The sequence below is a fragment of the Streptomyces fagopyri genome, assembly GCF_009498275.1.
Taxonomy (GTDB): Bacteria; Actinomycetota; Actinomycetes; order Streptomycetales; family Streptomycetaceae; genus Streptomyces; species Streptomyces fagopyri.
In genome coordinates this window covers 2,679,636-2,705,682 of the sequence record NZ_CP045643.1, presented here as the reverse complement: position 1 = coordinate 2,705,682, position 26,047 = coordinate 2,679,636, and the positions used below count along the sequence as shown (strand labels likewise).

The window sequence follows — 26,047 nt, the reverse complement described above, 5'->3', positions numbered from 1 at the left end:
GTCCCTCACACGCGGGTCGCCCGGACGTAGCGATGCTCCGGGCGGCCCGCGTCGCCGTACCTGAGGGTCAGCAGGGCCCGTCCCGTGCGCTCCAGGAGCTTGAGATAGCGCTGGGCGGTCTGCCGGCTCAGTCCGGTCTCCTCGGCGATCCGCCGGGCCGACAGCGGCTCCTCGGCGTTCTCCAGGGCACGGCGTACGAGCTCGGCCGTCGTGGGGGAGTGCCCTGTGGGCAGGGCGGGCCCGGCGGTCGTCGGCAGGACCCCGAAGATCCGGTCCACCTGGGCCTGTCCGGCCTCGCCCCCGCGGTCGAGGGTACGGCGCAGATCCGCGTACGCCTCCAGCTTGGCGCGCAGGCCCGCGAAGCCGAACGGCTTGACCAGGTACTGCAGCGCGCCCAGCCGCATGGCCGCCTGCACGGTCGAGATGTCGCGGGCGGCGGTCACCATGATGACGTCGGTCTGATGACCGCGACGCCGTAGCTCCCGGACGACCGAGAGGCCCGTCTCGTCGGGCAGGTGGTGGTCCAGGAGAACCAGGTCGAGGCGCGGCAGTGTCTCCACCAGGCGCATCGCCCCGGCGGCGCTGTGGGCCTCGCCCGCCACCCGGAAGCCGGGCACCTTCGTGACGTAGGCGGCGTTGACCCGTGCGACCCGGGTGTCGTCGTCCACGACCAGCACCTCGATCATCGTGACCCCTCCTCGGCGGCCGAGGGGCCGGTGGGTTCCGGGACGGGAATCGGCGCCGCCCATGGTCCCGCTCCGGTACGGGAGTCCGGTTCGGGGCCGCTCCCGGGGCCGCTTCCGGAACCGGCCCCGGTGCCGTTCTCGGGACAGGGTTCCGGCGTCAGTCCGGTCTCCGTGAGCGCCTCCGGCAGGACGACCGTGAACTCCGCGCCCCCGCCGCTCGCCTCGGCCACCTCCGCGCTGCCGCCCTGCCGCTCGGCGAACCGGCTCACCAGGGAGAGACCGATCCCGCGTTTGCCGTGCGCCGGCGGCTTCTTGGTGGACCACCCATCGGTGAAGATCAGCTCCCGCCGTTCCGCCGGGATGCCCGGCCCGGTGTCCCGCACGCGCAGCACGGCGGTACGCCCCTGGGCCCGGAGTTCGACCTCCACGCGCGCGTGCGGTGTGCCCGCCACGGCGTCGAGCGCGTTGTCGACGAGATTCCCGACGACCGTGACCAGTCCGCGCGGGTCCACCAGACAGTCGGGGAGCAGGGTCTCGTCGGAGATCCACAGGGCCACTCCGCGCTCGGCCGCGACGGTGGCCTTGCCGACCAAGAGGGCGGCGAGCAGCGGATCGTGGACCTTCTCGGTGACCTGTTCCGCGGTGATCCGGTGGTCGCCGACCACCTCGCCGACGAACTCCACGGCGTCGTCGTACATCTCCAGTTCGAGCAGTCCCAGAAGGGTGTGCATCCGGTTGGCGTGCTCGTGGTCCTGCGCCCGCAGAGCGTCGATCAGCCCGTGCGTGGAGTCGAGTTCACGGCCGAGCTGCTCCAGTTCGGTGCGGTCGCGCAGGGTGGCCACGGCGCCGCTGTCGTCGGTGGGCATCCGGTTGGCGACCAGGACGCGCTGACCGCGGACGGTCAGCAGATCCGTGCCGGTGACCCGTCCGGCCAGCACGTCGGTCGTACGGCCCGGCCCGAGCACGTCGTCGAGCGGCCGGCCGATGGCCGCCGCGTCGAGCCCCAGCAGCCGCTGGGCCTCGTCGTTGAGGAGGCGTATCCGGCCGGTCCGGTCCAGGGCGACGACGCCCTCCCGGATGCTGTGCAACATCGCCTCGCGTTCCGCGAGCAGCGCCGAGATGTCGGAGAAGGCCAGGTCACGGGTCTGTCGCTGAACCCGGCGGGAGAGCAGGTACGCGGCGAAGGCACCGACGGCCAGGGCGCCGCCGGCGTAGGCGAAGAGGCCCGGGATGGCGTGGAACAGCCGGCCGCGCACGCTGTCGTACTCGATGCCGACCGAGACCGCGCCGACAATGTGCCCGTGGATGTCGCGCAGGGGCACCTTGCCGCGCGCCGAGCGCCCCAGCGTGCCGCTGTCGATCTGCATGACGTCCTTGCCGGCCAGGGCCCGGCTGGGGTCCGTGGAGACGACTCCACCGATCTGGGTGATGTCCTTGTGCGACCAGCGCACGCCGTGCGTGTTCATCACCACCACGTACTCGGCCCTGCTGGCGCGGCGGATCCGCTCGGCGGCGATCTGCACGGGCCCGTTCACGGACGGCAGCGACGTCTGCAGGTCCTCGGCGATGCGCGGCTGGGCCGCCGTGGTCTGCGCGATCGCGAGCGCGCGGCGCATGGCCTGGTCGTCGAACTGCGCGCTCAGCGGGGCGAGGAACAGGCCGGTCGCGAGGACGGCGACCCCGGCGGCGATCGCCACCTGCATCAGCAGCACCTGCGAGAACACCCGCCGCGGCAGACCGAGGCGGAGGCGTCGTGCACGGGGAGTGGGGCTCATGCCCATGACCGTACGGGAGGGTGCTTCCTGCCCCCAGGGGGGTGGGGAGCGGATCTCCTGAGCGTCGTGCGGGTGGCCGCTGTGGGGGCCTGACGAGGGGGGGCGTCACCAGGGGCGCCCTGTGTGTGTGGGGGCAGTGGTGCGCGGAGCCGTGGGTGCAGAGATTCCGCACCTGTGGCCCGGCGCCGGTGAGCCGTGGTCAGCAGGCGATCGGGACCGGCGTGCGGGGCAGCTCCCGCACGGCCACCACGTCCATGCGGGCGGGGGAACCGAGCGCCGAGCCGCAGCTCTCCGGGCGAGGCGGCAGCGAGGCGCCCTGGGCGACGACGACCCGCCACACGCGACCGTCGGTGTGGGCGACGGTCACCTCCCAGCGCGGTGCCGTCCCCTGGGTGCGCAGGACCTGGAAGGCGTCCGCGGCGTGCTCTCCGGTGGCCGTCCGCACGGCCAGCTCGGCGGCCTGTCCCGGCCGCTCCCAGGCGGAGCCGCCCCGGCAGCCGTCGGTGACGATGCGCCCCTCCCGGACGCCCTGGAGTATCTCCTTGACGGAGTGGGCCGCCGCCCGTCCGTACGCGTAGCCGTACGGCAGGACGAGCAGCGTGGGCGAGAAACGGTGACCACCCAGATGGGTGACCTCCCAGGCGCCCTCCACCCCCGACGTCGCGAGCTCGGCGGCGAGGGGCCGGCCGAGGAGGGCGCAGCAACGGTCGCGCTTGCCGTTGGTGCACACGAGCGCGAGCGGGTCGCCCCGGTGCGGGCGGCCGCGCAGCACCGTGTCGAAGGTGTGCGGATCACCCGTGCCGAGCGCGGTGAAGTCCAGGTCGAGCAGCTGCTCGGGGGTGTGGGTCGTGGCGCTGTGCAGCCACGCGTTTCCGGGAGTGGTGTGGGCCGCGTACACCTGGCGCTCGGCGGGTGTACCGCTGTCCGCGTGCCGGCCGGGGCGGCGGATGAGCGCGATCCGTACGCCGGTGCCCTCGGCGGCCGTCTCCAGGGCACGCCCGAGCGCGGGGTCCAGGTGGCTCGACGTGAGCGCCTTGGCACCCCAGGGGCCCGGCTGTTCGAGCAGCAGCCAGGTCCTCGCGGTGGCCGCGGTCCCCGCGAGGGGCTCGTCGAAGTCGCGGGACGCGGTCGTGCACCTACTCACAGAGGTGAGCCTAACCTGACTTCGATCAGGGCGACTTCCGACCTTGGCCCAGGGTGACCGCCGGTCCTGCGGACGGGGGCGCACTTCAGGCGCATTCAGCGCTCGTAGGGGCTTGTGGGGGCGCACTCAGGGAGCGGCTGTGGTGGCCGCGCTCCCACGTACTGGCCGCTCGGACGCATGCGCAGCGGCCGTTCCCCGTACTCCTCCAGGGCGTGGGCGATCCACCCCGCCGTCCGGGCGACGGCGAAGACCGTCTCCGCGGCGGAGGAGGACATGCCGGAGGAGACCGTGAGCACCGCCAGCGCGAGGTCGACGTTGGCGTGCAGGGGGGCGTGGCGGGCGGTGGTGGTCACGATGTCCCGTGCCGCCGCCAGGGCCGGTGCCGCGCCGGGTACCTCCTCCAGGAGGGTGAACAGGGCACGCGCGCGCGGATCCTCGCCGCGGTAGAGCCGGTGGCCGAGACCGGGGACGCGGCGCCCGGCGCGCAGCTCGTCGGCGACCACCGGTGCCGCGGTGCCCTGGTCCAGTACGTCGAGGAGCATCCGGTGGGCCAGGCCGCCGGCGGCGCCGTGCAGGGGCCCTTCGAGGACGCCTAGGCCCGCGGACACGGCGGCGTACGGATGCGCCCGGGCCGACGCGGCGACCCGGACCGCGAGCGTGGAGGCGGCCAGGTCGTGGTCGACGAGGAGGCCGAGGGCCGTGTCCAGCACCCGCAGTGACGCCTCGTCAGGACTGCGGCCGGTGAGGCGGGGCCACAGGCGGTGGGCCAGAGGGCCGTCGTCGCGGTGGTCGTGCCGCTTCGGCGGGAGGGCGGCGACGAGGAGGGGGACGAGGGTGCGGGCGGTGCCGAGGACGGCACTCTCCGACAGGTCGAAGCGGAGCGGGTCGGCGGCCGAGGCGGCGATCGCGGCGACGCGCAGCAGGTCCGTCGGGCCGCTGTGTTCGGGCAGCACGTCGACGGCCCGGCGGGCCGCGGCGACGGTCGCCGCCGGAGCGGTGAACGTGATGCCGGGGCGCAGCTGTCCGGTCCACAGCCACTCGGCGATCTCTTCGTAGGAGTGGCGTGCGGCCAGTTCGGTCGCGTCGACGCCGCGGTAGTAGTACCGGTCGTCGTCGATCAACGTGATGCGGGTACGGACGGACAGCTCGCCGCCCGCGCTCGGGCTCCCGCTGGAGTCACGCCTGTTGCGCCGCGCCAGCGCCTCCACCTCCTCGGCGTCGAAGGTGCTGCCGCGGCCGGAGGGGTCCCGTCGGCTGCTGAGCTGGCCGCGGCTCACGTACGCGTACACGGTCTCGGGCTTCACACCGAGCAGGTCGGCGGTCTCCCTGGTGGTGAGACGCCGGCTCGCGTGCGCCGGCGCTCCCGTTTCCTGATCCGTCATGGGCGACACCGTATCCGTGGATCGATATATTGATGCAATCAATATTGACAGAGATTACGTCAACCATGGACAGTCAAATCAAGTTCAGGGAGGACGGCATGCCGAACAACCCGGCCGCCACGGTCGCCGCCGCAGTCACCGCCACCGTCACCGCCCCCACCGCCGTGACAGCCGCCGCCCCTCTCGACATACCGCGAGGACTGGCGGGTGTCGTCGTCACCGAGACCGCGCTGGGTGACGTCAGAGGGCAGGAGGGCTTCTACCACTACCGTCAGTACTCGGCCGTCGAACTCGCGCGGACCCGCGGGTTCGAGGACGTCTGGTACCTGCTGGTCCACGGCGAACTGCCGGACAGGGCCGGCGGCGACGCCTTCGCCGCGCGGGTCGCGCCACTGCGCCGCCTCCCGGACGAGGTGCGTGCCGCGCTGCCCGCGATCGCGGCGGCGACCGGCCCCGCCGGACCGCTCGCGGGCCTGCGGACCGCGTTGTCGCTGCTCGGGGCGGCGTCGGGATTCCGGCCGCTGTACGACATCGACCCGGACCGGCGCCGGGCGGACACGCTCGCCGCGTGCGCGGCCGTGCCGACGCTCCTCACCGCGCTGTACCGGCTCGGGCGGGGGCTGGAACCGGTGGAGCCGCGCGAGGACCTTCCCTACGCCGCGAACTACCTGTACATGCTGACGGGTTCGGAACCGGACGCGGCGCGGGCGCGGGCGGTCGAGCAGTACTTGATCTCGACCATCGACCACGGCTTCAACGCGTCGACGTTCACGGCGCGGGTGATCGCGTCGACGGGTGCGGACGTGGCGGCCTGCCTGGTGGGCGCCGTGGGGGCGCTGTCGGGGCCGTTGCACGGTGGGGCGCCGAGCCGTGCCCTGGACACGCTCGACGCGATCGGTACCCCCGAGCGCATCGACCCGTGGATCCGCGCCCGGGTCCTCGCCGGTGAGCGCGTCATGGGATTCGGTCACGCCGTCTACCGCACCGAGGACCCGCGCTCCCGGATGCTCCGTGACATCGCCCAGGGGTTCGGCGGCTCCCTGGTCGACTTCGCCGTCGAGGTCGAGCACCGGGTGGAGGCGATCCTGGCCGAGCTGAAGCCCGGCCGCGAACTCCACACCAACGTCGAGTTCTACGCCGGGGTGGTCATGGAACTGTGCGGCCTGCCGCGCGAGATGTTCACCCCCACCTTCGCGGCGGCCCGGGTCGTCGGCTGGAGCGCCAACATCCTGGAACAGGCACAGGATTCGAAGATCATCCGCCCGTCGGCGCGATATGTGGGACCGGTGCCGCCGGTGGCGGTTCCCGAAGCGGCCTGAGGGGTGTGAGGCGTTCTGGGTGCGTTGCGTGAGGTCCGGCACCGGTCCGGTATCGGACCTCACGGAGTAGTGGTCGAGCACTGCCGGGCGCGGTGATCGCCGGTCTGCTCGGAGCGGCCCCGTGGCATCAAGGTTCGTGCACGGGGCGAAGGCTGTTCATGTCCACGGGGGCCTGCGGGGACGCCGCGTCCGGAGATCGAGCCTCACCGGGGTGACCGGGGTGCCGACCTCGACGGTTGACGGGGCAGTCCGTGTCGCGGTCCTACGGCTGCGTCACTTGTCGGGAATGTCGGCCTTGGCGCGTACCAGTGTCTCTCTGCTGACGATCACGATGCGCTCGTAGTCGGCGCGAGCGGCGTCGGAGGGGAGCTCGTCGTCGAGGGCCGCCGTGGCCTCGGTTCCGATGACGGCGAAATTGCCGTCGCTGAGCTCGAAGATGTCCGGGCACGAATCGCCGGACATGCTGCCTCTCTCGCGTGGGGACGCACCGATGCGACGAACGATTTTCAAGATCCCTGCCCTCGTGTCTAGAAACGCCGATGGACCCCGGTTCCTCGCGTCTCGACGGCTGAGGGCGGGGTCAGAATAGCGGCATTATTACCGAGGACATCCTCGTGGGCCGACTCGGGGGTGGCGGGCCGACCGGCGTGGCGGAACGGGCGGCGCAGATCAACTGCGTTTATTCGGTGGGTGGTTCACCCACCACCCACCACTCTTCCGTGTCGGCCTCGTCCAGATCGAGGATGAGACGGTCCACCATTCGGCCCACCCGTGCCTCCGTCGAGTTGCCCTCGAGGCTCGACCGATGTGGACGATGGGCGTCCCAGTAGGCCCGAAAGATCGGGTTCTGGCAGAACATCCGAAGGTGACCGTGGAGTTCCTCCCAGCTGACCACCTCGACGCGGTAGGCGAGGAGGGCGTTGGTGTACATGGCGTTCGCGAAGAGGTACTGGCGCTGCCGGACGGGCGAATCCACCTGGACGGTGCTGTACACCGCTGCCAGGTCGGCGTCGTCCATGGCCTTGCTCAGCAGGTAGTGCTGGGCGCGCTGCTGGTCGAGCATGGCGTTCTGCCGAGCTCCCCGCTCCATCTCCGCGACCCGCAGGCGCAGTTCTTCGTAACGTCGTCGTCGGGTGGCGAAGGCGGTGAGGGCCCCCGCCGCGAAGGCGAGCCCCGCGACGGACGCGGAACCCCACCCCTGTACCCCGAATTTCCGTGTGGCCATGTCAACCCCCGAATCAGGCGACCGTTCCGCCGGTCGTCGGTTGTGGGGCGACAGGGAGCGGACCGGCGAGCGGTGGGCGGCGCGCTTGCCGTCTCCCAGTCTTGCCGAGCGGCTCTGATCGGCGGGGAGGCGGAGAGGAGGCGCACGGAGGGAAGTGAGGGTTGCGCGTCCCGGCGCCATGCCCAACGTGTGCCCCGTGAGCGCCGCTAACAATCGTTCACTTCGGGGCGATTCCCCCCACTCGTATCCTGGGACGACAGCAATTCCCCGTACGAGCGCCGGTCCACGAGCCGCCTCGTCGAAAAGCCGGTTCACGAGCCGGCGCACGCGTCGGTGTGAAAGAGGTCGCCCGTTGAGCCAGACCAGCCCGCAGCAGGCCCCGGTGGCGCCGGACGGGCCGCCTTTGGCCGGTGACCGGCAGATCCCCGTCATCGTCCTCGCCGGCTTCCTCGGCTCCGGCAAGACCACCCTGCTCAACCACCTCCTGCACCACAGCGGAGGCAGCCGCATCGGCGCGATCGTCAACGACTTCGGGGCGATCGAGATCGACGCGATGGCGGTGGCCGGAGCGCTCGGGGACTCCACCGTGTCGCTGGGGAACGGATGCCTGTGCTGCGCCGTGGACGCCAGTGAGCTCGACGACTATCTGGAACGGCTCACCCGGCCCTCGGCGCGCATCGACGTCATCGTCATCGAGGCGAGCGGCCTCGCCGAGCCCCAGGAACTCGTGCGGATGGTGCTCGCCGGCGAGAATCCGCGGACCGTCTACGGCGGACTCGTCGAGGTGGTCGACGCGGCCGAGTTCGACGGTACGCGCGAGAAGCATCCCGAGATCGACCGGCACCTCGCCCTCGCCGACCTCGTCGTCGTCAACAAGATCGACCGTGCCGGCGGCGGGGAGCGGGTGCTGAGCACCGTACGGGACCTCGTGGACCGCGCCGCCGTCGTGTCCGCCGTGTACGGCCGTGTCGACCCCGAGTTCCTCTTCGACCGCAGGCCCAGCGAGGACCGCGTCGGCCAGCTCTCCTTCGACGACCTCCACAGGCACGACGAGGCCGACCGCACGGACCACGAGGGCCGCACGGACCACGACGGTGGCACGGACCACGACGGCCGCACCGGCGGCGATGGTCGCCGGGACCGCGACGGTCACGCCGGTCATCTGCACACGGCCTACGAGTCCCTCGCCTTCACCTCCGAAGTCCCGCTCTCCCCAAGGCGGTTGATGGAGTTCCTCGACAGCAGACCGGAGGGGCTCTACCGCATCAAGGGGTACGTCGACTTCGGTGCCCACGACCGCCGCAACCGCTACGCCGTGCACGCGGTCGGGCCGTTCCTGCGGTTCCGTCCCGAGCCCTGGGCCGTCGCCCCGGATCCCGGGGCCGCCGCCGGTGAACGCCGTACCCAGCTCGTCCTGATCGGTTCGGGCATCGACACGACCGCCCTCGGCAAGGACCTGGCGGCCTGCGAAGAGGACGCCCCCCACGCCGACGAACACAGCATGTGGGGCGTCCTGCGCTACGTACAGGAGCAGAGCCCGGAGGGCTGAACCGGCACTACACCGGACCCGCCACCACCGACACGGTCTTCGCCAGCGACACGCCCGAACCGTCACGCCGCGGGTCCATCTCCGGCAGCTCCGCCGGTGTGCCGTTCTTCTGCGAGGCCCGCGCCGGAGCCGCGCCCGCCCAGGCCAGCGACAGGCAGTCCTCGCCCTTCAGGAACCGCTGGCAGCGCACACCGCCCGTGGCGCGGCCCTTGCGCGGGTACTGGTCGAACGGTGTCAGCTTGGCCGTGGTCTGGACGGAGTCGTCCAGCGTGCCGCGCGAGCCGGCCACGGTGAAGACCACCGCGTCCACCGCGGGGTCGACCACGGTGAAGGAGATCACCTTCGCGCCGTCCGTGAGCTTGATGCCGGCCATCCCGCCCGCCGCCCTGCCCTGCGGGCGGACCTGCGAGGCCTGGTAGCGCAGCAACTGGGCGTCGTCGGTGACGAAGACCAGGTCCTCCTCGCCGGTGCGCAGCTCCACCGCGCCGACGATCCGGTCGCCGTCCTTGAGGGTGATGACCTCCAACTCCTCCTTGTTGAGGGGGTAGTCGGGTACCACACGCTTCACGACGCCCTGCTCGGTGCCGAGCGCCAGGCCGGGGGAGGACTCGTCGAGCGTCGTCAGGCAGACGACCGTCTCGCCCGGCTCCAGGGAGGACAGGAACTCCGAGATCGGCGCGCCCCCGGAGAGGTTGGGCGCCGCCGCGGTCTCCGGCAGCTGCGGAAGGTCGATCACGTTCAGCCGCAGCAGCCGGCCCGAGGAGATGACCACCCCGATCTCGCCACGGGCCGTCGCGGGCACCGCGGAGACGATCAGGTCGTGCTTGGTGCGCTTGGCGTCCTCCGCCTCCGCGAAGGCGTCGCCGTTGGCCGTACGGGCGAGCAGGCCCGTCGAGGACAGCAGTACCCGGCACGGGGCGTCCGCCACCTGGAGCGGAACCGTCGTCGCGGCGGAGCCGGCGGACTCCAGGAGCACCGTGCGCCGGTCGGTGCCGAACTTCTTGGCCACCGCGGCCAGTTCGGTGGAGACCAGCTTGCGCAGCTCGGCGTCCGAATCCAGGATCCCGGTCAGCTCGTCGATCTCGCCGTTGAGCCGGTCGCGCTCCGACTCCAGCTCGATGCGGTCGAACTTGGTGAGGCGGCGCAGCGGGGTGTCCAGGATGTACTGCGTCTGGATCTCGGAGAGCGAGAAGCGCTCGATCAGGCGCTCCTTGGCCTGCGCCGAGTTCTCGCTGGACCGGATCAGACGGATGACCTCGTCGATGTCGATCAGCGCGACGAGGAGACCCTCGACCAGGTGGAGCCGGTCGCGCTTCTTGCCGCGGCGGAACTCGCTGCGCCGGCGCACGACCTCGAAGCGGTGGTCGAGATAGACCTCCAGGAGCTCCTTGAGGCCCAGGGTGAGGGGCTGGCCGTCCACCAGCGCCACGTTGTTGATGCCGAAGGACTCCTCCATCGGCGTCAGCTTGTAGAGCTGCTCCAGGACCGCCTCCGGCACGAAGCCGTTCTTGACCTCGATGACCAGGCGCAGGCCGTGCGCGCGGTCGGTGAGGTCCTTCACGTCGGCGATGCCTTGGAGCTTCTTGGCGCCGACCAGGTCCTTGATCTTCGCGATCACCTTCTCCGGGCCGACCGTGAAGGGCAGTTCGGTGACGACGAGACCCTTGCGGCGCGCCGTCACGTCCTCCACCGACACCGTGGCACGGATCTTGAAGGTGCCGCGGCCGGACTCGTAGGCGTCCCTGATCCCGGACAGGCCGACGATCCGGCCACCCGTGGGCAGGTCGGGGCCCGGCACGTACTTCATCAGCGTGTCCAGGTCGGCGCCCGGATAGCGGATCAGGTGCCGGGCGGCGGCCACGACCTCGCCGAGGTTGTGCGGCGGCATGTTGGTCGCCATGCCGACGGCGATCCCCGACGAGCCGTTGACCAGGAGATTCGGGTACGCCGCCGGGAGGACGCCGGGCTCCTGCTCCTGGCCGTCGTAGTTCGGTGCGAAATCGACCGTGTCCTCGTCGATGGACTCGGTCATCAGTGACGTGGCGTCGGCCATCCGGCACTCGGTGTAACGCATCGCGGCCGGCGGGTCGTCGTTGCCGAGCGAGCCGAAGTTGCCGTGGCCGTCGACCAGCGGCAGGCGCATGGAGAAGGGCTGGGCCAGCCGGACCAGGGCGTCGTAGATCGACGCGTCGCCGTGCGGGTGGAGCTTACCCATGACCTCGCCGACGACGCGGGCGCACTTCACGTAGCCGCGGTCGGGGCGCAGCCCCATCTCGTTCATCTGGTAGACGATGCGTCGGTGTACGGGCTTGAGGCCGTCACGGGCGTCCGGCAGGGCTCGCGAGTAGATGACCGAGTACGCGTATTCGAGGAAGGAGCCCTGCATCTCGTCCACGACGTCGATGTCGAGGATCTTCTCCTCGTACGAGTCGTCGGGCTGCGGGGTCTTCGTGCTGCGGCGGGCCATCGCTGCTGCGGCTCCTTCACAGTCTCTGCCGGGGCATGAACGGGATCTGACGCGCACCATTGTGGACCGCCCCGCTGACAACGCGGACCGCGACCCGTCCGTAGCGGCTGCGCGGAGGCCGTTTCCGCCCGCTTCCGGCGAGCGGAAGACCGCCCTCGCGCCGCAGGTGAGTCTCGCTCTCGGCGTACGGGGCGCGGGAACTTCGCCACCTGTCGGCACGCTTGCATACAGTGGCAGGACCGGCAGGAATTCTGCAGTTTCCGCGATCGAAGGGACGTACATGCCCATGGGTCACACGGCCACAGCTGAGACAGGCTCCGGCGGTCTGACAGCGACCGAGCACCGCCTGGCCAACGGCCTGCGCGTGGTGCTCTCCGAGGACCATCTGACCCCGGTCGCGGCGGTGTGCCTCTGGTACGACGTCGGCTCGCGCCACGAGGTCGAGGGCCGCACCGGACTCGCCCACCTCTTCGAGCACCTGATGTTCCAGGGATCGGGCCAGGTGAAGGGCAACGGCCACTTCGAACTGGTGCAGGGCGCGGGTGGTTCGCTCAACGGGACCACCAGCTTCGAGCGCACCAACTACTTCGAGACGATGCCGGCCCACCAGCTGGAGCTCGCCCTCTGGCTGGAGGCGGACCGGATGGGCTCGCTGCTCGCCGCGCTCGACGACGAGTCCATGGAGAACCAGCGGGACGTCGTCAAGAACGAGCGCAGGCAGCGCTACGACAACGTGCCCTACGGCACGGCCTTCGAAAAGCTGACCGCGCTCGCGTACCCCGAGGGCCACCCGTACCACCACACGCCGATCGGGTCGATGGCGGACCTGGACGCGGCGACGCTGGAGGACGCCCGCGCGTTCTTCCGCACCTACTACGCGCCCAACAACGCGGTGCTCTCGGTCGTCGGGGACATCGACCCCGAGCAGACGCTCGCCTGGATCGAGAAGTACTTCGGCTCCATCGCCGGGCACGACGGGAAGCAGGCCCCGCGCGACGGCTCGCTGCCCGAGACCATGGGTGGGCAGCTGCGCGAGGTCGTCGAGGAGGAGGTCCCGGCGCGCGCCCTGATGGCCGCCTACCGGCTCCCCGAGGACGGCACGCGCGCGTCCGACGCGGCCGACCTCGCCCTGACCGTCCTCGGCGGCGGCGAGTCCTCCCGCCTCTACAACCGGCTCGTACGCCGCGACCGCACCGCCGTCGCGGCCGGGTTCGGCCTGCTGCGGCTCGCCGGGGCGCCCTCCCTGGGCTGGCTGGACGTGAAGACGTCCGGCGACGTCGAGGTCCCGGTGATCGAGGCCGCCGTCGACGAGGAGCTCGCCCGGTTCGCCGAGGAGGGCCCCACGACCGAGGAGATGGAGCGCGCCCAGGCGCAGTTGGAGCGCGAGTGGCTGGACCGGCTCGGCACCGTCGCGGGCCGTGCCGACGAACTGTGCCGGTACGCGGTCCTGTTCGGCGATCCGCTGCTCGCCCTGACGGCCGTGCGGCGCATCCTCGACATCACCGCCGAGGAGGTCCAGGAGGTCGCCAAGGCCCGCCTGCGCCCCGACAACCGCGCGGTGCTCGTCTACGAGCCGCTCGCCGACGAGGCCACCGCCGCGGACGAAGCCACCGAAGCCACCGAGGCCGCCGACGACACCGACGAGGAGGCGGCGAAGTGACCGAGCTCGCCACCATGGACTTCCACCCGCAGCCGCAGGCCGGCCGGCCCAAGCCCTGGGCGTTCCCCGCTCCCGAGCGCGGCACCCTGGACAACGGCCTGACCCTGCTGCACTGCGACCGCCCCGGCCAGCAGGTCGTCGCGGTCGAGGTGCTGCTCGCCGCGCCGCTGGAGGCCGAGCCCGCCGGTCTCGACGGCATCGCCACGATCATGGCGCGCGCGTTCTCCGAGGGCACCGACAAGCTCTCCGCCGAGGAGTTCGCCGCCGAGCTGGAGCGCTGCGGCGCCACCCTCGACGCGCACGCCGACCACCCCGGCGTACGCCTGTCCCTCGAAGTGCCCGTCTCGCGCCTGACCAAGGCGCTCGGTCTGCTCGCCGACGCCCTGAGGGCACCGGCGTTCGCCGAGAGCGAGATCGAGCGGCTGGTGCGCAACCGGCTCGACGAGATCCCGCACGAGAGCGCCAACCCGGCCCGCCGCGCGGCCAAGGAGCTCTCCAAGGAGCTGTTCCCGCCGACCTCGCGGATGTCCCGTCCCCGGCAGGGCACCGAGGAGACCGTCCAGAAGATCGACGCGGCGGGCGTCCGCGCCTTCTACGACCGGCACGTACGCCCGGCCACGTCCACGGCCGTGATCGTCGGCGACCTCACCGGCGTGGACCTCGACGGGCTGCTCGCCGAGACGCTCGGTGCCTGGACCGGCTCCTCCGCCGAGCCGCGTCCCGTGCCGCCGGTCAACGCGGACGACACCGGCCGCGTGATCATCGTGGACCGCCCCGGCGCGGTCCAGACGCAGCTGCTGATCGGCCGCGTCGGCTCGGACCGGCACGACCGTGTCTGGCCGGCCCAGGTGCTCGGCACGTACTGCCTCGGCGGCACCCTCACCTCGCGCCTGGACCGCGTGCTGCGCGAGGAGAAGGGCTACACCTACGGGGTGCGGGCCTTCGGCCAGGTGATGCGTTCCGCCCCGGACGGCACGGGCATCGCGATGCTCGCCATCAGCGGCTCCGTGGACACACCGAACACCGGGCCCGCGCTGGACGACCTCTGGAAGGTGCTGCGCACCCTCGCCGCCGACGGTCTGACGGACGCGGAACGGGACGTCGCCGTGCAGAACCTGGTGGGTGTGGCGCCCCTCAAGTTCGAGACCGCGGCGGCCGTCGCGGGCACGCTCGCCGACCAGGTCGAGCAGTACCTGCCGGACGACTACCAGGCGACGCTGTATCAGCAGCTCGCCGCGACCGGCACCGTGGAGGCCACCGCCGCGGCGGTGAGCGCCTTCCCGGTGGACCGTCTGGTCACCGTCCTGGTGGGCGACGCCACGCAGATCGAGGAGCCCGTCAGGGCGCTCGGCATCGGTGAAGTGACCGTCGTGGCCGCCGAGTAGGAGCGCGGCGGAAATCCTCGCCGAGTGCGTCGCGGAGTACGCGGCGGAGTACGCGAGTCCAGGGGCCCGGGTGACCGAAGAGTCGCCCGGGCCCCTTTTTGCCCGGACAACATCCTCAATTTGTCCGTATTGATAGGGAGGTTGCCTTTCCGCCCTGTGGCATGCACTACAAAAACCGTGTTCCGTTTGTCGATCGAAAGACGGCCCGCTTAGCGTCGGTCCGGCTGTTCGTCAGGCAGTGCGCCGCGTCCGCGGCACCGGACAGTCATCGCCGAGTCCCCGTACGGTGCGAGCCAGGGGAGCCGGGGACCCGTACGCAGTCCCTGGGGTGAATCGGACCCCCTCCCCGCGAGGGCGTCCGTAGGAGACCTTCCTGCTCCGAACCCGTCAGCTAACCCGGTAGGCGAGAGGGAAGGAAAGGACCCAGCCCCTTCATGGCGTTCACCTGTGGCCCCGGGAAACACCGTCGGCCGAGCCGCGTGAAGCGCACCACCTCGAACGCCGTCGGCGTCGCGGCGCTCACCACCACCGGTGTCATCGGAACCCTGGCCGCCCCGGCCTTCGCCGCGGACAGCTCCGTCGAGCAGACCGGACTGACCCAGGCGATCACCATCGGCGACTCGGTCGCCGCCCAGATCGACGCCCAGGCCGCCGCGCAGCAGCGGGCCGCCGACGAGGCCGCCGCCCGCGAGAAGGCCGAACAGGCCGCGCGCAAGCGGGCCGTCGAGGAGGCGAGGAAGGAGCGCGCGGCCAAGGAGCGCGCCGCCCGCGCCGCCGAGCGCAAGCGTCTCAACACCTTCGTCCTGCCGATCCCCGGCTCGTACGTCTCCACGGGTTACAAGGCCGGCGGCAGCCTCTGGTCCTCCGGCAGCCACACCGGCGTCGACTTCCACGCCGCGTCCGGGACCCCGGTCCACGCGGTCGGCTCGGGCACGGTCGTCACGGCGGGCTGGGGCGGCGCCTACGGCAACCAGATCGTCCTGCGGATGCACGACGGTACGTACACGATGTACGGCCACCTGTCGTCCATCGGTGTGGCCGTGGGCCAGACCGTCACGCCCGGCGGCGTGCTGGGCCTCTCCGGGGCCACCGGAAACACCACCGGGCCCCACCTCCACTTCGAGGCCCGCACCACGGCGGAGTACGGCTCCGACATCGACCCGGTCGCCTACCTCCGCTCGCACGGCGTGAACGTCTGACGAGAGGTGCCCGTCCTTGTGAAGCCCCGGTTCACCCGAGCCGGGGCTTCGTCGTTTCGAACTGCTGTCTGTCCAAAAAATATCCATGGATTCCGGCCCGCCATCGGAAATTCCGGCTCCCTGCAATAGAGTCGCCGAAAGAGCGTCGATCGACCGCGTTTCGCGGGGATTAAGGCGGAGGTCCGGTCATGCGCATTCCCGCGCACTCGGTATGCACGGCGATCCGCGACGACATCGTCGCGGGTGTCTACGAGCGCGGCGGCCGGCTCACCGAGGAACTGCTCGCGCGCCGCTACGGCGTCTCGCGCGTCCCGGTGCGGGAGGCTCTGCGCACCCTGGAGGCCGAGGGGTTCGTCCTCACCCGCCGGCACGCGGGCGCGTGCGTGGCGGAGCCGACCGAGCAGGAGGCCGCGGATCTGCTGGAGATGCGCATGCTCCTGGAGCCGCTGGGGGCCTACCGGGCCGCCCAGCGGCGGACCGAGGCCCACCTCAAGGTGCTTCGAGGCCTGGTCAGGCTGGGTCAGGAGCGCTCCAGGAGGGGGAACAGCGAGGATCTGCGTTCCCTGGGCGGCTGGTTCCACGAGACGCTCGCGCAGGCCTCCGGCAGCCCCGCGCTGACCTCCACGCTGGCTCAGTTGCGGCACAAGATCGCCTGGATGTACACGGTCGAGGCACCCGCCGATCCGGTGGAGTCCTGGGCGGAGCACGGCGGCATCGTGGACGCGGTGGCGCGCGGCGACGGCGAGCGGGCCCGGGCCGTCACGGCGCTGCACACCGAGCGCGCGACGGCCGCGCACCGGCTGAGGTTTCCCGGTGGGGGAGACCGCCCGGACCGTGTGAGGACTTCGCAACATCCCGTAAACATGACGGGCCTGCGTCATTAACACGGTGGCCGTATACAAAGAGGGGTAATTCGCGGGGGATTATTTCTGCTGCCCGTAATTCGAAATAGCGGAGGGCTCGCCCGATGTTTTCGGGCGAGCCCTCCGCCATATCCGCGTGGCGATGTCCTTCGGTGTGAAGACCCTCACCGCCGTCCGTTCGGGAACCCCGTGAGGGGAGTTCCTCAGACGGTCTCGGGAAGCTCCTCGAGGCCTTCCGCGACCAGCTTGGCCAGCCGGTCGAGAGCGGCGTCCGCGCCCTCGGCCTCGGAGGCGAGGACGATCTCCTCGCCGCCCTGGGCGCCCAGGCCGAGGACCGCCAGCATGGAGGCCGCGTTGACGGGGTTGCCGTCCGCCTTGGCGATCGTCACGGGGATGCCGGAGGCCGTGGCCGCCCGGACGAAGATGGAGGCGGGACGGGCGTGGAGGCCCTCGGCCCAGCCGACGTTGACGCGGCGCTCAGCCATGTGATGCTGCCCTTCAGGGGTTCAGGGTTGTCTAGACCAGTGTTCCATAGAGTGAAGCGCGTCCGAAGCGGGTGTCGTACCCGCCCCGGACCCGGCTTCGGACCCCGGCCTGGATCCGAATCCGCTGCCCCCAGCCTGCCTCGCGCCGCTGTCGGACGCGAGCCGTACTCTGGGGCCCATGCAGACCTCGTCGGACCGGCACGAGTACCCCTCCCACTGGGAGGCCGACGTGGTGCTGCGTGACGGAGGCACGGCCCGTGTCAGGCCCATCACCGTCGACGACGCCGAGCGCCTGGTCAGCTTCTACGAGCAGGTCTCGGACGAGTCGAAGTACTACCGCTTCTTCGCGCCGTACCCGCGCCTGTCCGCCAAGGACGTCCACCGCTTCACGCACCACGACTTCGTGGACAGGGTGGGGCTCGCGGCCACGATCGGCGGCGAGTTCATCGCCACCGTACGCTATGACCGCATTGGTGCCGGCGGCCTGCCCGCCTCCGCTCCCGCCGACGAGGCCGAGGTCGCCTTCCTCGTGCAGGACGCCCACCAGGGCCGCGGTGTCGCCTCCGCCCTCCTCGAACACATCGCGGCGGTGGCCAGGGAGCGGGACATCCGCCGGTTCGCCGCCGAGGTGCTGCCCGCCAACACCAAGATGATCAAGGTGTTCACGGACGCCGGGTACCAGCAGAAGCGGCACTTCGAGGACGGCGTCGTACGCCTGGAGTTCGACCTCGAACCCACCGACCGCTCCCTCGCCGTGCAGCGCGCGCGGGAGCAGCGCGCCGAGGCCCGCTCCGTGCAGCGGCTGCTCGCACCCGGCTCGGTCGCCGTCATCGGCGCGGGACGCACGGCCGGCGGGGTGGGCCGCAGCGTTCTCGCCAACCTCCGCGAGGCCGGCTTCACGGGCCGGCTGTACGCGGTGAACAAGTCGCTCGGGGAGAAGGAGCTCGACGGCGTCCCCGCGCACCGCTCCGTCCGTGACATCGGCGAGCACGTCGACCTCGCGGTCGTCGCCGTGCCCGCGCCGTACGTCCCCGAGGTCGTCGCGGAGTGCGGTGAGCACGGGGTGCAGGGTCTCGTCGTCGTCTCCGCCGGGTACGCCGAGAGCGGCCCCGGCGGGCGCGAGCGCCAGCGCGAACTCGTCCGCCAGGCCCGCACGTACGGCATGCGGATCATCGGCCCGAACAGCTTCGGGATCATCAACACCGCTCCCGGCGTGCGCCTCAACGCCTCCCTGGCCCCGGAGATGCCACGCCCCGGACGGATAGGGCTGTTCGCCCAGTCCGGCGCCATCGGGATCGCCCTGCTGTCCCGCCTGCACCGGCGCGGCGGCGGTGTCACGGGCGTCACCGGCGTGTCCACGTTCGTCTCCACCGGCAACCGCGCGGACGTGTCCGGCAACGACGTCCTCCAGTACTGGTACGACGACCCGGACACCGACGTCGCCCTCATGTACCTCGAATCCATCGGCAACCCCCGCAAGTTCACCCGGCTGGCGCGCCGGACGGCGGCCGCGAAGCCGCTGGTCGTGGTGCAGGGCGCACGGCACGCGGCGGCCCCCCAGGGACACGCGGTACGGGCCACCCGGCTGCCGCACGCCACCGTCTCCGCGCTGCTGGGGCAGGCCGGCGTGATCCGGGTCGACACGATCACCGAGCTGGTCGACGCGGGCCTTCTGCTGGCGCGCCAGCCGCTCCCGCCCGGCCCCCGGGTGGCGATCCTCGGGAACTCCGAGTCGCTGGGACTGCTGACCTTCGACGCGTGCCTCGCGGAGGGGCTGCGGCCGCTGCCGCCACTGGACCTGACCACGGCCGCCTCGGCGGAGGACTTCCACCGGGCGCTCGCACGCGCACTGGCCGACGAGAGGTGCGACGCCGTCGTGGTGACGGCCATCCCCGCGGTGGGGGAGACCTCCGTGGCGGACGCGGCCCTGGCCGAGGCGCTGCGCTCGGCCTCGGCGTCGGCCCCGGCGAAGCCGGTGCTGGTGGCGCACGTCGAGCTCGGCGGGCTCGCCGAGGCACTGTCCGCCGCCGCCAGCACGGCCCCGCAGACCGGAGCCACGGCCGCCGCCCCGCCCGGCGCGCACTCCGCCCCCGTCGGACGGCAGGACCCGCGGCCGCCGTCCGCCGGTGCCCCGGACGAGACGCGCCTCATCCCCGCCTATCCCGCCGCCGAGCGCGCCGTCCGCGCTCTCGCCGAGGCCGTGAAGTACGCCCAGTGGCGGCGGGAGGCGACCGAGCCCGGCAAGGTCCCCGAGTACGAGGACATCGACGAGAAGGGCGCCGCCGAGCAGATCGACGCCCTTCTCTCCCGCGGCACCGGGCTGACGCTGGGGGCCGAGGACACCTGCGCGCTGCTCGGGCGGTACGGCGTCGACGTACGCCGCGCGCTGCCCGCGCCGACGCCGGACGAGGCCGCCGCGGCCGCGCGCACCCTCGGCTACCCCGTGGCCCTCAAGACCACCGCCCCGCACCTGCGGCACCGCGCCGACCTCGGCGGAGTGCGCCTCGATCTGGCGGACGAGGAGCAACTGCGCAGGGCGTACGCGGAGTTGACCGAGCTCTTCGGGACGCCGGAGGAGCTGCGGCCGGTCGTGCAGGGAATGGCGCCGCGCGGCGTGGACACGGTCGTCCGGGCCGTCATCGACCCCGCGGCCGGTGCGGTGCTCTCGTTCGGCCTGGCCGGAGCCGCCTCGGAGCTGCTGGGGGACACCGCGCACCGGCTGATTCCGGTCACCGACCGGGACGCGAGCTCGCTGGTCCGGTCGATCCGGACGGCGCCGCTCCTGTTCGGCTGGCGGGGCTCGGCACCCGTCGACACGGCGGCCCTCGAAGAGGTGATGCTGCGGGTGTCGCGCCTGGTGGACGATCATCCGGAGGTCGTCGGAGTCTCCCTGGAGCCGGTGGTGGTCGCACCGCACGGACTGAGCGTGCTCGGCGCCACCGTACGGCTGGCCCGTGCCCCCCTGCGCGACGACCTCGGCCCCCGTACGCTGCCGGTCGTCTGAGCGGCGGCCGCGCGCGCCGCACCGGCGCCGTCCCGCGCTCGTTCTGATCCGTCCACGACAGAGACCCACGAGCGGTGCCTCGCAGTCAGTGGGCCCCCGTAGGATGGACGTCATGGCCAAGACCAGTACGACGACCCAGGGGCTGCGAGCGGCGATCGAGCGCAGCGGCTACTACCCGGCCCTCGTGGCCGAGGCGGTGGAGGCCGCGATCGGCGGCGAGGCCATCCGGTCGTACCTGGTCCACCAGGAGACGACGTTCGACGCCAACGAGGTGCGCCGGCACGTCACCGTGCTCGTCCTGACCGGCAACCGCTTCATCGTGAGCCACACCGACGAGCAGAACGCGGACACGACCTCGCCGACGCCGTACGCCACCACGTCGACGGAGTCCGTGAAGCTCGGCCGGATCTCGTCCGTCGTGGTCAGCCGAGTCGTCGCCAACCCCGAGTCGTACGCGCCGGGCACGCTGCCCCGCGAGGTGGTCCTGACCATCGGCTGGGGCGCGGTCGCCCGTATCGACCTGGAGCCCGCGGCCTGCGGCGACCCCAACTGCGAGGCGGACCACGGCTACACCGGCAATTCGACGGCCGACGACCTGAGCCTGCGCGTCAGCGAGGCGGGCGACGGCCCGGAGACGGTCCGCCAGGCCCTGGCCTTCGCGCAGTCCCTCTCCGAGGCGACCGCGGACCCCGCGCACTGATGGCCCTCTCCACCTGGGAAGACCCGGAACCCCTGGCCATCGGCTCCGCGCCCGTCCCCGAGTACGGCACGGGCTCGCTCGCGGATCTGCTGCCCACGCTCGCCGCGGGCATGTCGGTGCCCGGCATGACCGCCGCCATACCGGAGCTGACCGGCGCCGACCGCAACTGCGTCTTCCTGATCGACGGCCTCGGCTGGGAGCAGCTGAAGGCGCATCCCGACGAGGCCCCCTTCATGGCGTCGCTCCTGGCGTCGTCCCGGGGCGGGACCGGACGCCCGATCACCGCGGGTTACCCGGCGACCACCGCGACCTCCCTCGCCTCCGTCGGTACGGGCCTGCCGCCCGGCGCGCACGGTCTGCCCGGGTACACCGCGCGCAACCCCGACACCGGCGAGCTGATGAACCAGCTCCGCTGGATCCCGTGGACGCAGCCACGCACCTGGCAGCCGTACCCCACGGTCTTCGAGCTGGCGGACGCGGCCGGAGTGCACACCGCCCAGGTCTCGTCCCCCGCCTTCCAGAACACCCCGCTCACCAAGGTCGCGCTGAGCGGCGGCACCTTCCACGGCCGGCTGACCGGCGAGGACCGCATGGACTTCGCGGCCGGGCAGCTCGCCGCGGGCGACCGCTCCCTGGTCTACACGTACTACGCCGAGGTGGACGGCAAGGGCCACCGGTTCGGCGTCGACTCGGACCCCTGGCGCGGCCAGCTGATGTACGTCGACCGGCTGGTCCAGCGCCTCGCCGAGCAACTGCCGCCGCGCTCCGCGCTGTACATCACCGCGGACCACGGCATGATCGACATCCCGTTCGACGAGCAGCACCGCATCGACTTCGACGAGGACTGGGAGCTGCGTGCCGGGGTCGCCCTGCTCGGCGGCGAGGGCCGGGCCCGGCATGTGTACGCCGTCCCGGGCGCCCAGGCGGACGTCCTGACCTGCTGGCGCGAGGTACTGGGCGAGCAGTTCTGGGTGGCCTCGCGTGACGAGGCGATCGCGGCGGGCTGGTTCGGACCCCATGTCGACGAACGGGTGTACGCCCGTATCGGCGATGTCGTCGCGGCGGCCCGGGACGACGTCCTGATCATCGCGACCGAGCGGGAGCCGAAAGAGTCCGCGATGGTCGGCAACCACGGTTCGATGACACCGGCGGAACAGCACGTCCCGCTCCTGGAAGTACGTTCCTGACCCTCTCCCCGTCCGCCCCCCTTCTCGCCGAAAGGTGCTCAACTCACCATGCCCGAGCTGGTGTTCTTCTCCGGAACGATGGACTGCGGGAAGTCGACGCTGGCTCTGCAGATCGAGCACAACCGTTCGGCCCGGGGTCTGCAGGGCATGATCTTCACGCGCGACGACCGCGCGGGCGAGGGCAAGCTCTCCTCACGCCTCGGTCTGGTCACGGACGCGGTGGAGGTCGCCGACGACCAGGACCTGTACGCCTACCTCGTCGAACACCTCTCGCAGGGCGGCCGCGCGGACTACGTGATCGCCGACGAGGCCCAGTTCCTGGCTCCCGGGCAGATCGACCAACTGGCACGTGTGGTCGACGAACTGGACATCGACGTCTTCGCGTTCGGTATCACCACCGACTTCCGCTCCAAGCTCTTCCCCGGCTCGCAGCGCCTGGTGGAGCTGGCCGACCGGGTGGAGGTCCTCCAGGTCGAGGCCCTGTGCTGGTGCGGCGCCCGCGCCACCCACAACGCCCGCACGATAGGCGGCGAAATGGTCGTCGAGGGCGCCCAGGTGGTCGTCGGCGACGTCAACCAGGCGGAGGACGTCGGCTATGAGGTCCTGTGCCGCCGGCACCACCGCCGCCGGATGACGGCGGCGACCGCCCGCGCGAGCGCCCTCTCCCCGGACGTGCTCCCGATCGCCTCCGCCTGAGGGCGTCGGGAACACCGCCGCCGGCCATCCACCGGAGCCGCCCGCTCGGCTGCCCGCCCGCGGTCCGGCTGTGCGGGCGTCCGGCCGTACGGGAGCTCCGGCGGGTCCGTCAGCGGTCGGTGTGGATGACCGAGAACACCGCGCCCTCCGGGTCGGCCACCGTGGCCACCCGTCCGTAGGCCGAGTCGTGGGCGGCCCTGAGGACGTGTCCGCCGAGTTCGGTGACCTGCGAGGCGGCGGCATCGACATCCGTGACCTCGAAGTACGTCAGCCAGTGCGGGCCTCGGTCGCGGGGCAGGCCGTGACCGACGCCGTGGATGCCCGCGACCGCGCGGCCGCCCGACTGGAGGGTCACGTAGTCGAAGTCGGCCGAGACGACGGGCTCCAGCCCGTGCCCGAAGACGCCCTGGTAGAACTTGACGACGCTCTCGGTGTCACGGGTCACCAGCTCGATCCAGGCAGGTGTGCCGTGCACCCCGATGATCCCGGTGCCCAGATGCGCCGCCGCCTGCCAGATCCCGAAGACGGCGCCGGTCGGGTCGAGACCGATCGCCAGTCGCCCGGCATCGCCCGCGTCGAGCGGACCCACACCCACGGTGCCACCGCAGTGCCGTACCGATTCGGCGGTCTGGTTCACGTCGTCCGAGGCGAAGTACGGTGTCCAGGCGATCGACAGATGCTGGTCGGGCGGCATCTGGCCGATGCCCGCCACCTCGTGACCGTCCAGCAGGGCCCGCGCTGAGGGGCCGAGCTGCCGTGGGCCCGGCTCGAACTCCCAGCCGAACAGCTCTCCGTAGAACTCCTGGGTCGTGTCCATCGCGTGCACCATCAGACTCACCCAGCAGGGAACGCCGGGCGCGTGCCGAGTGTGCGTTGTGCCGTTCAGGCCGGCCGGCCCCCGTGCCTCGGTCATCGTCACTCTCTCCTCGGCCCCTCGCGGTGGCCGTTCACCTTCCGCCTACCAACACGCGTGCCGCAGCCGCGCGCGTGCACGCCCCGTGTCGATGCTCGCACTACCCGTCACCCTGCGCGTCCTGGCCGCACCGTCATGTCGCGGTCCACTGCCGGAGGATGCCCGATGTGCCGTTTCCCGTCCGTTTCCGCACCATTGCCGCAGGGTGTCCATCGGCTGTACAGCACGTACCCGATCCCGTACGCCTCGTGATCGGACCTGTCCGGCCGAGCACAGTAGCCGGAGCTGGACGCCGGGGCCACCCCGTACGCGAGGATGGTGGCCATGAACGCCATCATCTCCGCCTCCGAACTCGCGAGCGATCTGGCGGGGCCGAACCCGCCGGTCGTGCTCGACATCCGCTGGCAGCTCTCCCTGGCCACGGCCGACGGGGCCGTGCCCTTCGACGGCCGGGCCGCCTACGAGGCAGGCCACATCCCCGGTGCGGTCTTCGTCGACCTGGACGCCGAATTGGCCGGAAAGGCGGGTGACGCCGGCCGGCATCCGTTGCCCGATCCCGAGATCTTCGGCGCGGCGATGCGAGCCGCCGGCGTCTCCGACGACCGTGACGTCGTCGTGTACGACGGCGGTGTCGGGTGGGCCGCGGCGCGCGCCTGGTGGCTGCTGGGCTGGACAGGTCACCCGTCGGTGCGTGTCCTGGACGGCGGCCTGGCCGCGTGGAGCGGACCGTTGTCCACCGAGGTTCCCACGCCCACTCCCGGAAGCTTCGTCCCGGCGCCGGGGGCCCGTTCGCTGCTCGACGCGGACGGAGCCGCCGCGCTCGCCCGGACGGGGCTGCTGCTCGACGCGAGGGCGGGTGAGCGCTACCGGGGCGAGGTGGAGCCGATCGACCCCGTCGGCGGTCACATCCCGGGCGCGGTGTCGGCGCCGACCACGGAGAACGTCACGGAGAGCGGCGAGTTCAGGCCCGCCGCCGAACTGGCCGACCGCTTCAAGTCCCTGGGCGCGACCGGCACTTCGGAGGTCGGCGTCTACTGCGGCTCGGGTGTCTCCGCCGCCCATCAGGTGCTGGCGCTCGCCGTCGCGGGCATCCCGGCCGCGCTGTACGTGGGGTCCTGGTCGGAGTGGTCGCGGGACGGGAACCGTCCGGTCGCGGTGGGGGCCGACCCCCAGTGACGACGACGGGGCCCACACCGATCCGGACGTCGATCCGGTGTGGGCCCCGTCGCTCGTACGAGTGACCGGCCGAGAGGCCGGTCGTCGTGTTCCGGCCGCGTCCGGACTCCCGTCCCGCCGCTTCGAGCCGGCTTCTTCATTCAGTCCTGCTTCTTGCGCCGGGTGCCGAAGACGATCTCGTCCCAACTCGGTACCGCCGCTCTGCGGCCGGGGCGGACGCCGTCCGCCTCGGCCTGGCGGTCGGTCGCGCCGACCAGACGGTCGCGGTGGCTGCCGACCGAGCGGGGCATCAGGACGTCCGCGTAGGCGGAACCGGCGCCGGCCGAGGCGGCGGGAGCCGGCGGCTCCTCCGTCTCGGGCTCCGGGGCGGGCTCCTCCGCGGGCGGGAGTTCCGTGGTGGAGGGCCGCTCGGGCACCACCATGTCGCCCCGGAAGCTGGGTACCGCCTCCAGGAGGCTGGTGAGCGAGTCGCGGTCGCCCGCGCTCTCCTCGACCGGCTCGGACGGCGGCAGGCTCGGCCGCTCCATCTGCCGGTCGAGGGCGCGGTCGAGCGGACGGTCCCGGGGCAGTCGCGCGATGCGCGGCACGAACGGGAAGCTCGGCTCGGGCGCCGCGAGGTCGTCGGACTCGCCGATCAGCGAACGCGCCTCGTCGTCGACGGCCTGGACGAGCCGCCGGGGCGGGTCGTACGTCCAGCTCGCCGAGTGCGGTTCGCCCGCGACCAGGTAGACCAGCAGGACTTCCCAGGTGCCGTCGTCGCGACGCCAGGAGTCCCACTGGACGGTGTCCTTCTCGGCGCCCCGGATCAGCAGCCGCTCCTGGACCGCCTCACCGAGCTGTGGTCCGGCGTTCTCGCCGGGGCGGCGGACGGGAGTCTTCCGGGCGCGTTCCGCCATGAAGGCGCGCTCGGCGAGCACGGGCCCCTCGAAACGGCGTACCCGGTCGACGGGGATCCCCGCGAGCTGGGCGACTTCCTCCGCGGAGGCACCGGCTCGTATCCGCGCCTGGATGTCCCGGGGGCGGAGATGGCTCTCCACCTCGATCTCGATCTGGCCGAGGCGGGGACGGTCGCCGCGGACGGCGGCGCGCAGACGCTCATCGATCGGAAGCGTGTACTCCGTGCTGTCCGCAGCCTTCAGCACCAGCCGTGTGCCGTCGTTAGAGACGGCCACGACACGCAGTTCCGGCATGGGGACCTCCCGGGTGGTGCCTGCCGACGTCACGTGCGTCGC

At 72.0% G+C, this 26,047-nt stretch carries 21 protein-coding genes and 1 riboswitch; of the genes, 11 read left to right on the top strand and 10 right to left on the bottom strand.

Features of this window, described 5'->3' with window-relative positions; all coding sequences use genetic code 11:
* Positions 1–5 precede the first annotated feature (5 nt).
* The 4 genes from GFH48_RS11480 to GFH48_RS11465 all read right to left on the bottom strand — a co-directional run bounded on the left by GFH48_RS11480 (position 6) and on the right by GFH48_RS11465 (position 4,987).
* The gene (locus GFH48_RS11480) at positions 6–686 is read right to left on the bottom strand and encodes a response regulator (RefSeq protein WP_153288168.1); all 681 of its coding nucleotides are present in this window, start codon (positions 684–686) and stop codon (positions 6–8) included.
* Positions 683–2,461, bottom strand: coding sequence for an ATP-binding protein (locus tag GFH48_RS11475; RefSeq protein ID WP_153288167.1), 1,779 nt, complete (start codon positions 2,459–2,461; stop codon positions 683–685). The genes GFH48_RS11480 and GFH48_RS11475 overlap by 4 nt, the downstream gene beginning before the upstream one ends.
* Positions 2,462–2,660: 199 nt before the next feature.
* The gene (locus tag GFH48_RS11470; RefSeq protein ID WP_153288166.1) at positions 2,661–3,605 is read right to left on the bottom strand and encodes a sucrase ferredoxin; all 945 of its coding nucleotides are present in this window, start codon (positions 3,603–3,605) and stop codon (positions 2,661–2,663) included.
* Between the two features lie 95 nt (positions 3,606–3,700).
* Positions 3,701–4,987, bottom strand: coding sequence for a citrate synthase family protein (locus tag GFH48_RS11465; RefSeq protein ID WP_153288165.1), 1,287 nt, complete (start codon positions 4,985–4,987; stop codon positions 3,701–3,703).
* Positions 4,988–5,052: 65 nt separating this feature from the next.
* Here GFH48_RS11465 and GFH48_RS11460 point away from each other — a divergent pair, with 65 nt between their 5' ends.
* Positions 5,053–6,306: a citrate synthase/methylcitrate synthase gene (locus tag GFH48_RS11460; RefSeq protein ID WP_228120520.1), complete on the top strand. Its 1,254-nt coding sequence runs from the start codon at positions 5,053–5,055 to the stop codon at positions 6,304–6,306.
* Positions 6,307–6,579: 273 nt separating this feature from the next.
* Here GFH48_RS11460 and GFH48_RS11455 read toward each other — a convergent pair whose 3' ends face one another.
* The gene (locus GFH48_RS11455; protein WP_153288164.1) at positions 6,580–6,816 is read right to left on the bottom strand and encodes a hypothetical protein; all 237 of its coding nucleotides are present in this window, start codon (positions 6,814–6,816) and stop codon (positions 6,580–6,582) included.
* Positions 6,817–6,985: 169 nt separating this feature from the next.
* A complete protein-coding gene (locus GFH48_RS11450) occupies positions 6,986–7,531 on the bottom strand; it encodes a DUF6082 family protein (protein ID WP_153288163.1) in 546 nt (181 codons plus the stop codon).
* 382 nt (positions 7,532–7,913) lie between these two features.
* Between GFH48_RS11450 and GFH48_RS11445 the strand changes: the two genes are divergently transcribed.
* Positions 7,914–9,080: a CobW family GTP-binding protein gene (locus tag GFH48_RS11445; RefSeq protein ID WP_153292861.1), complete on the top strand. Its 1,167-nt coding sequence runs from the start codon at positions 7,914–7,916 to the stop codon at positions 9,078–9,080.
* Positions 9,081–9,087: 7 nt separating this feature from the next.
* On the opposite strand, the gene GFH48_RS11440 is transcribed toward GFH48_RS11445, so the two are convergent.
* Positions 9,088–11,547: a DNA gyrase/topoisomerase IV subunit A gene (locus GFH48_RS11440; RefSeq protein WP_153288162.1), complete on the bottom strand. Its 2,460-nt coding sequence runs from the start codon at positions 11,545–11,547 to the stop codon at positions 9,088–9,090.
* Positions 11,548–11,833: 286 nt separating this feature from the next.
* On the opposite strand from GFH48_RS11440, the gene GFH48_RS11435 reads away from it, so the two are divergent.
* The 4 genes from GFH48_RS11435 to GFH48_RS11420 all read left to right on the top strand — a co-directional run bounded on the left by GFH48_RS11435 (position 11,834) and on the right by GFH48_RS11420 (position 16,675).
* On the top strand, positions 11,834–13,207 hold the full coding sequence (locus GFH48_RS11435) for a M16 family metallopeptidase (RefSeq protein WP_194280841.1): 1,374 nt from the start codon (positions 11,834–11,836) through the stop codon (positions 13,205–13,207).
* The gene (locus tag GFH48_RS11430) at positions 13,204–14,592 is read left to right on the top strand and encodes a M16 family metallopeptidase (RefSeq protein ID WP_153288160.1); all 1,389 of its coding nucleotides are present in this window, start codon (positions 13,204–13,206) and stop codon (positions 14,590–14,592) included. Before GFH48_RS11435 ends, GFH48_RS11430 begins: the two co-directional genes overlap by 4 nt.
* Before the next feature lie 259 nt (positions 14,593–14,851).
* Positions 14,852–15,013, top strand: a riboswitch (cyclic di-AMP (ydaO/yuaA leader).
* Positions 15,014–15,026: 13 nt separating this feature from the next.
* Positions 15,027–15,791, top strand: a complete 765-nt coding sequence (locus tag GFH48_RS11425; RefSeq protein ID WP_153288159.1) for a M23 family metallopeptidase — start codon at positions 15,027–15,029, stop codon at positions 15,789–15,791.
* A gap of 188 nt (positions 15,792–15,979) precedes the next feature.
* On the top strand, positions 15,980–16,675 hold the full coding sequence (locus tag GFH48_RS11420) for a GntR family transcriptional regulator (protein WP_153288158.1): 696 nt from the start codon (positions 15,980–15,982) through the stop codon (positions 16,673–16,675).
* A 182-nt stretch (positions 16,676–16,857) separates the two neighbouring features.
* On the opposite strand, the gene GFH48_RS11415 is transcribed toward GFH48_RS11420, so the two are convergent.
* Positions 16,858–17,139, bottom strand: a complete 282-nt coding sequence (locus GFH48_RS11415) for an HPr family phosphocarrier protein (RefSeq protein WP_148010890.1) — start codon at positions 17,137–17,139, stop codon at positions 16,858–16,860.
* Between the two features lie 178 nt (positions 17,140–17,317).
* Here GFH48_RS11415 and GFH48_RS11410 point away from each other — a divergent pair, with 178 nt between their 5' ends.
* From GFH48_RS11410 to GFH48_RS11395, 4 genes are all read left to right on the top strand, one after another.
* Positions 17,318–20,143 carry a bifunctional acetate--CoA ligase family protein/GNAT family N-acetyltransferase gene (locus GFH48_RS11410; RefSeq protein ID WP_153288157.1) on the top strand — a complete coding sequence of 942 codons (2,826 nt, stop codon included), beginning with the start codon at positions 17,318–17,320 and terminating at the stop codon, positions 20,141–20,143.
* Between the two features lie 112 nt (positions 20,144–20,255).
* Positions 20,256–20,843, top strand: coding sequence for a DUF5998 family protein (locus GFH48_RS11405; protein WP_153288156.1), 588 nt, complete (start codon positions 20,256–20,258; stop codon positions 20,841–20,843).
* Positions 20,843–22,030: an alkaline phosphatase family protein gene (locus tag GFH48_RS11400; protein WP_153288155.1), complete on the top strand. Its 1,188-nt coding sequence runs from the start codon at positions 20,843–20,845 to the stop codon at positions 22,028–22,030. The genes GFH48_RS11405 and GFH48_RS11400 overlap by 1 nt, the downstream gene beginning before the upstream one ends.
* 48 nt (positions 22,031–22,078) lie before the next feature.
* Complete coding sequence (locus tag GFH48_RS11395) at positions 22,079–22,726, top strand: thymidine kinase (protein ID WP_153288154.1); 648 nt, start codon at positions 22,079–22,081, stop codon at positions 22,724–22,726.
* 109 nt (positions 22,727–22,835) lie between these two features.
* Here the strand turns inward: GFH48_RS11395 and GFH48_RS11390 are convergent, their stop codons facing one another.
* Positions 22,836–23,639, bottom strand: coding sequence for a VOC family protein (locus tag GFH48_RS11390; RefSeq protein WP_153288153.1), 804 nt, complete (start codon positions 23,637–23,639; stop codon positions 22,836–22,838).
* Between the two features lie 324 nt (positions 23,640–23,963).
* Here GFH48_RS11390 and GFH48_RS11385 point away from each other — a divergent pair, with 324 nt between their 5' ends.
* Positions 23,964–24,815: a sulfurtransferase gene (locus GFH48_RS11385; protein WP_153288152.1), complete on the top strand. Its 852-nt coding sequence runs from the start codon at positions 23,964–23,966 to the stop codon at positions 24,813–24,815.
* 140 nt (positions 24,816–24,955) lie between these two features.
* Here the strand turns inward: GFH48_RS11385 and sepH are convergent, their stop codons facing one another.
* The gene (gene sepH / locus GFH48_RS11380; RefSeq protein ID WP_153288151.1) at positions 24,956–26,038 is read right to left on the bottom strand and encodes a septation protein SepH; all 1,083 of its coding nucleotides are present in this window, start codon (positions 26,036–26,038) and stop codon (positions 24,956–24,958) included.
* Between the last annotated feature and the right edge of the window lie 9 nt (positions 26,039–26,047).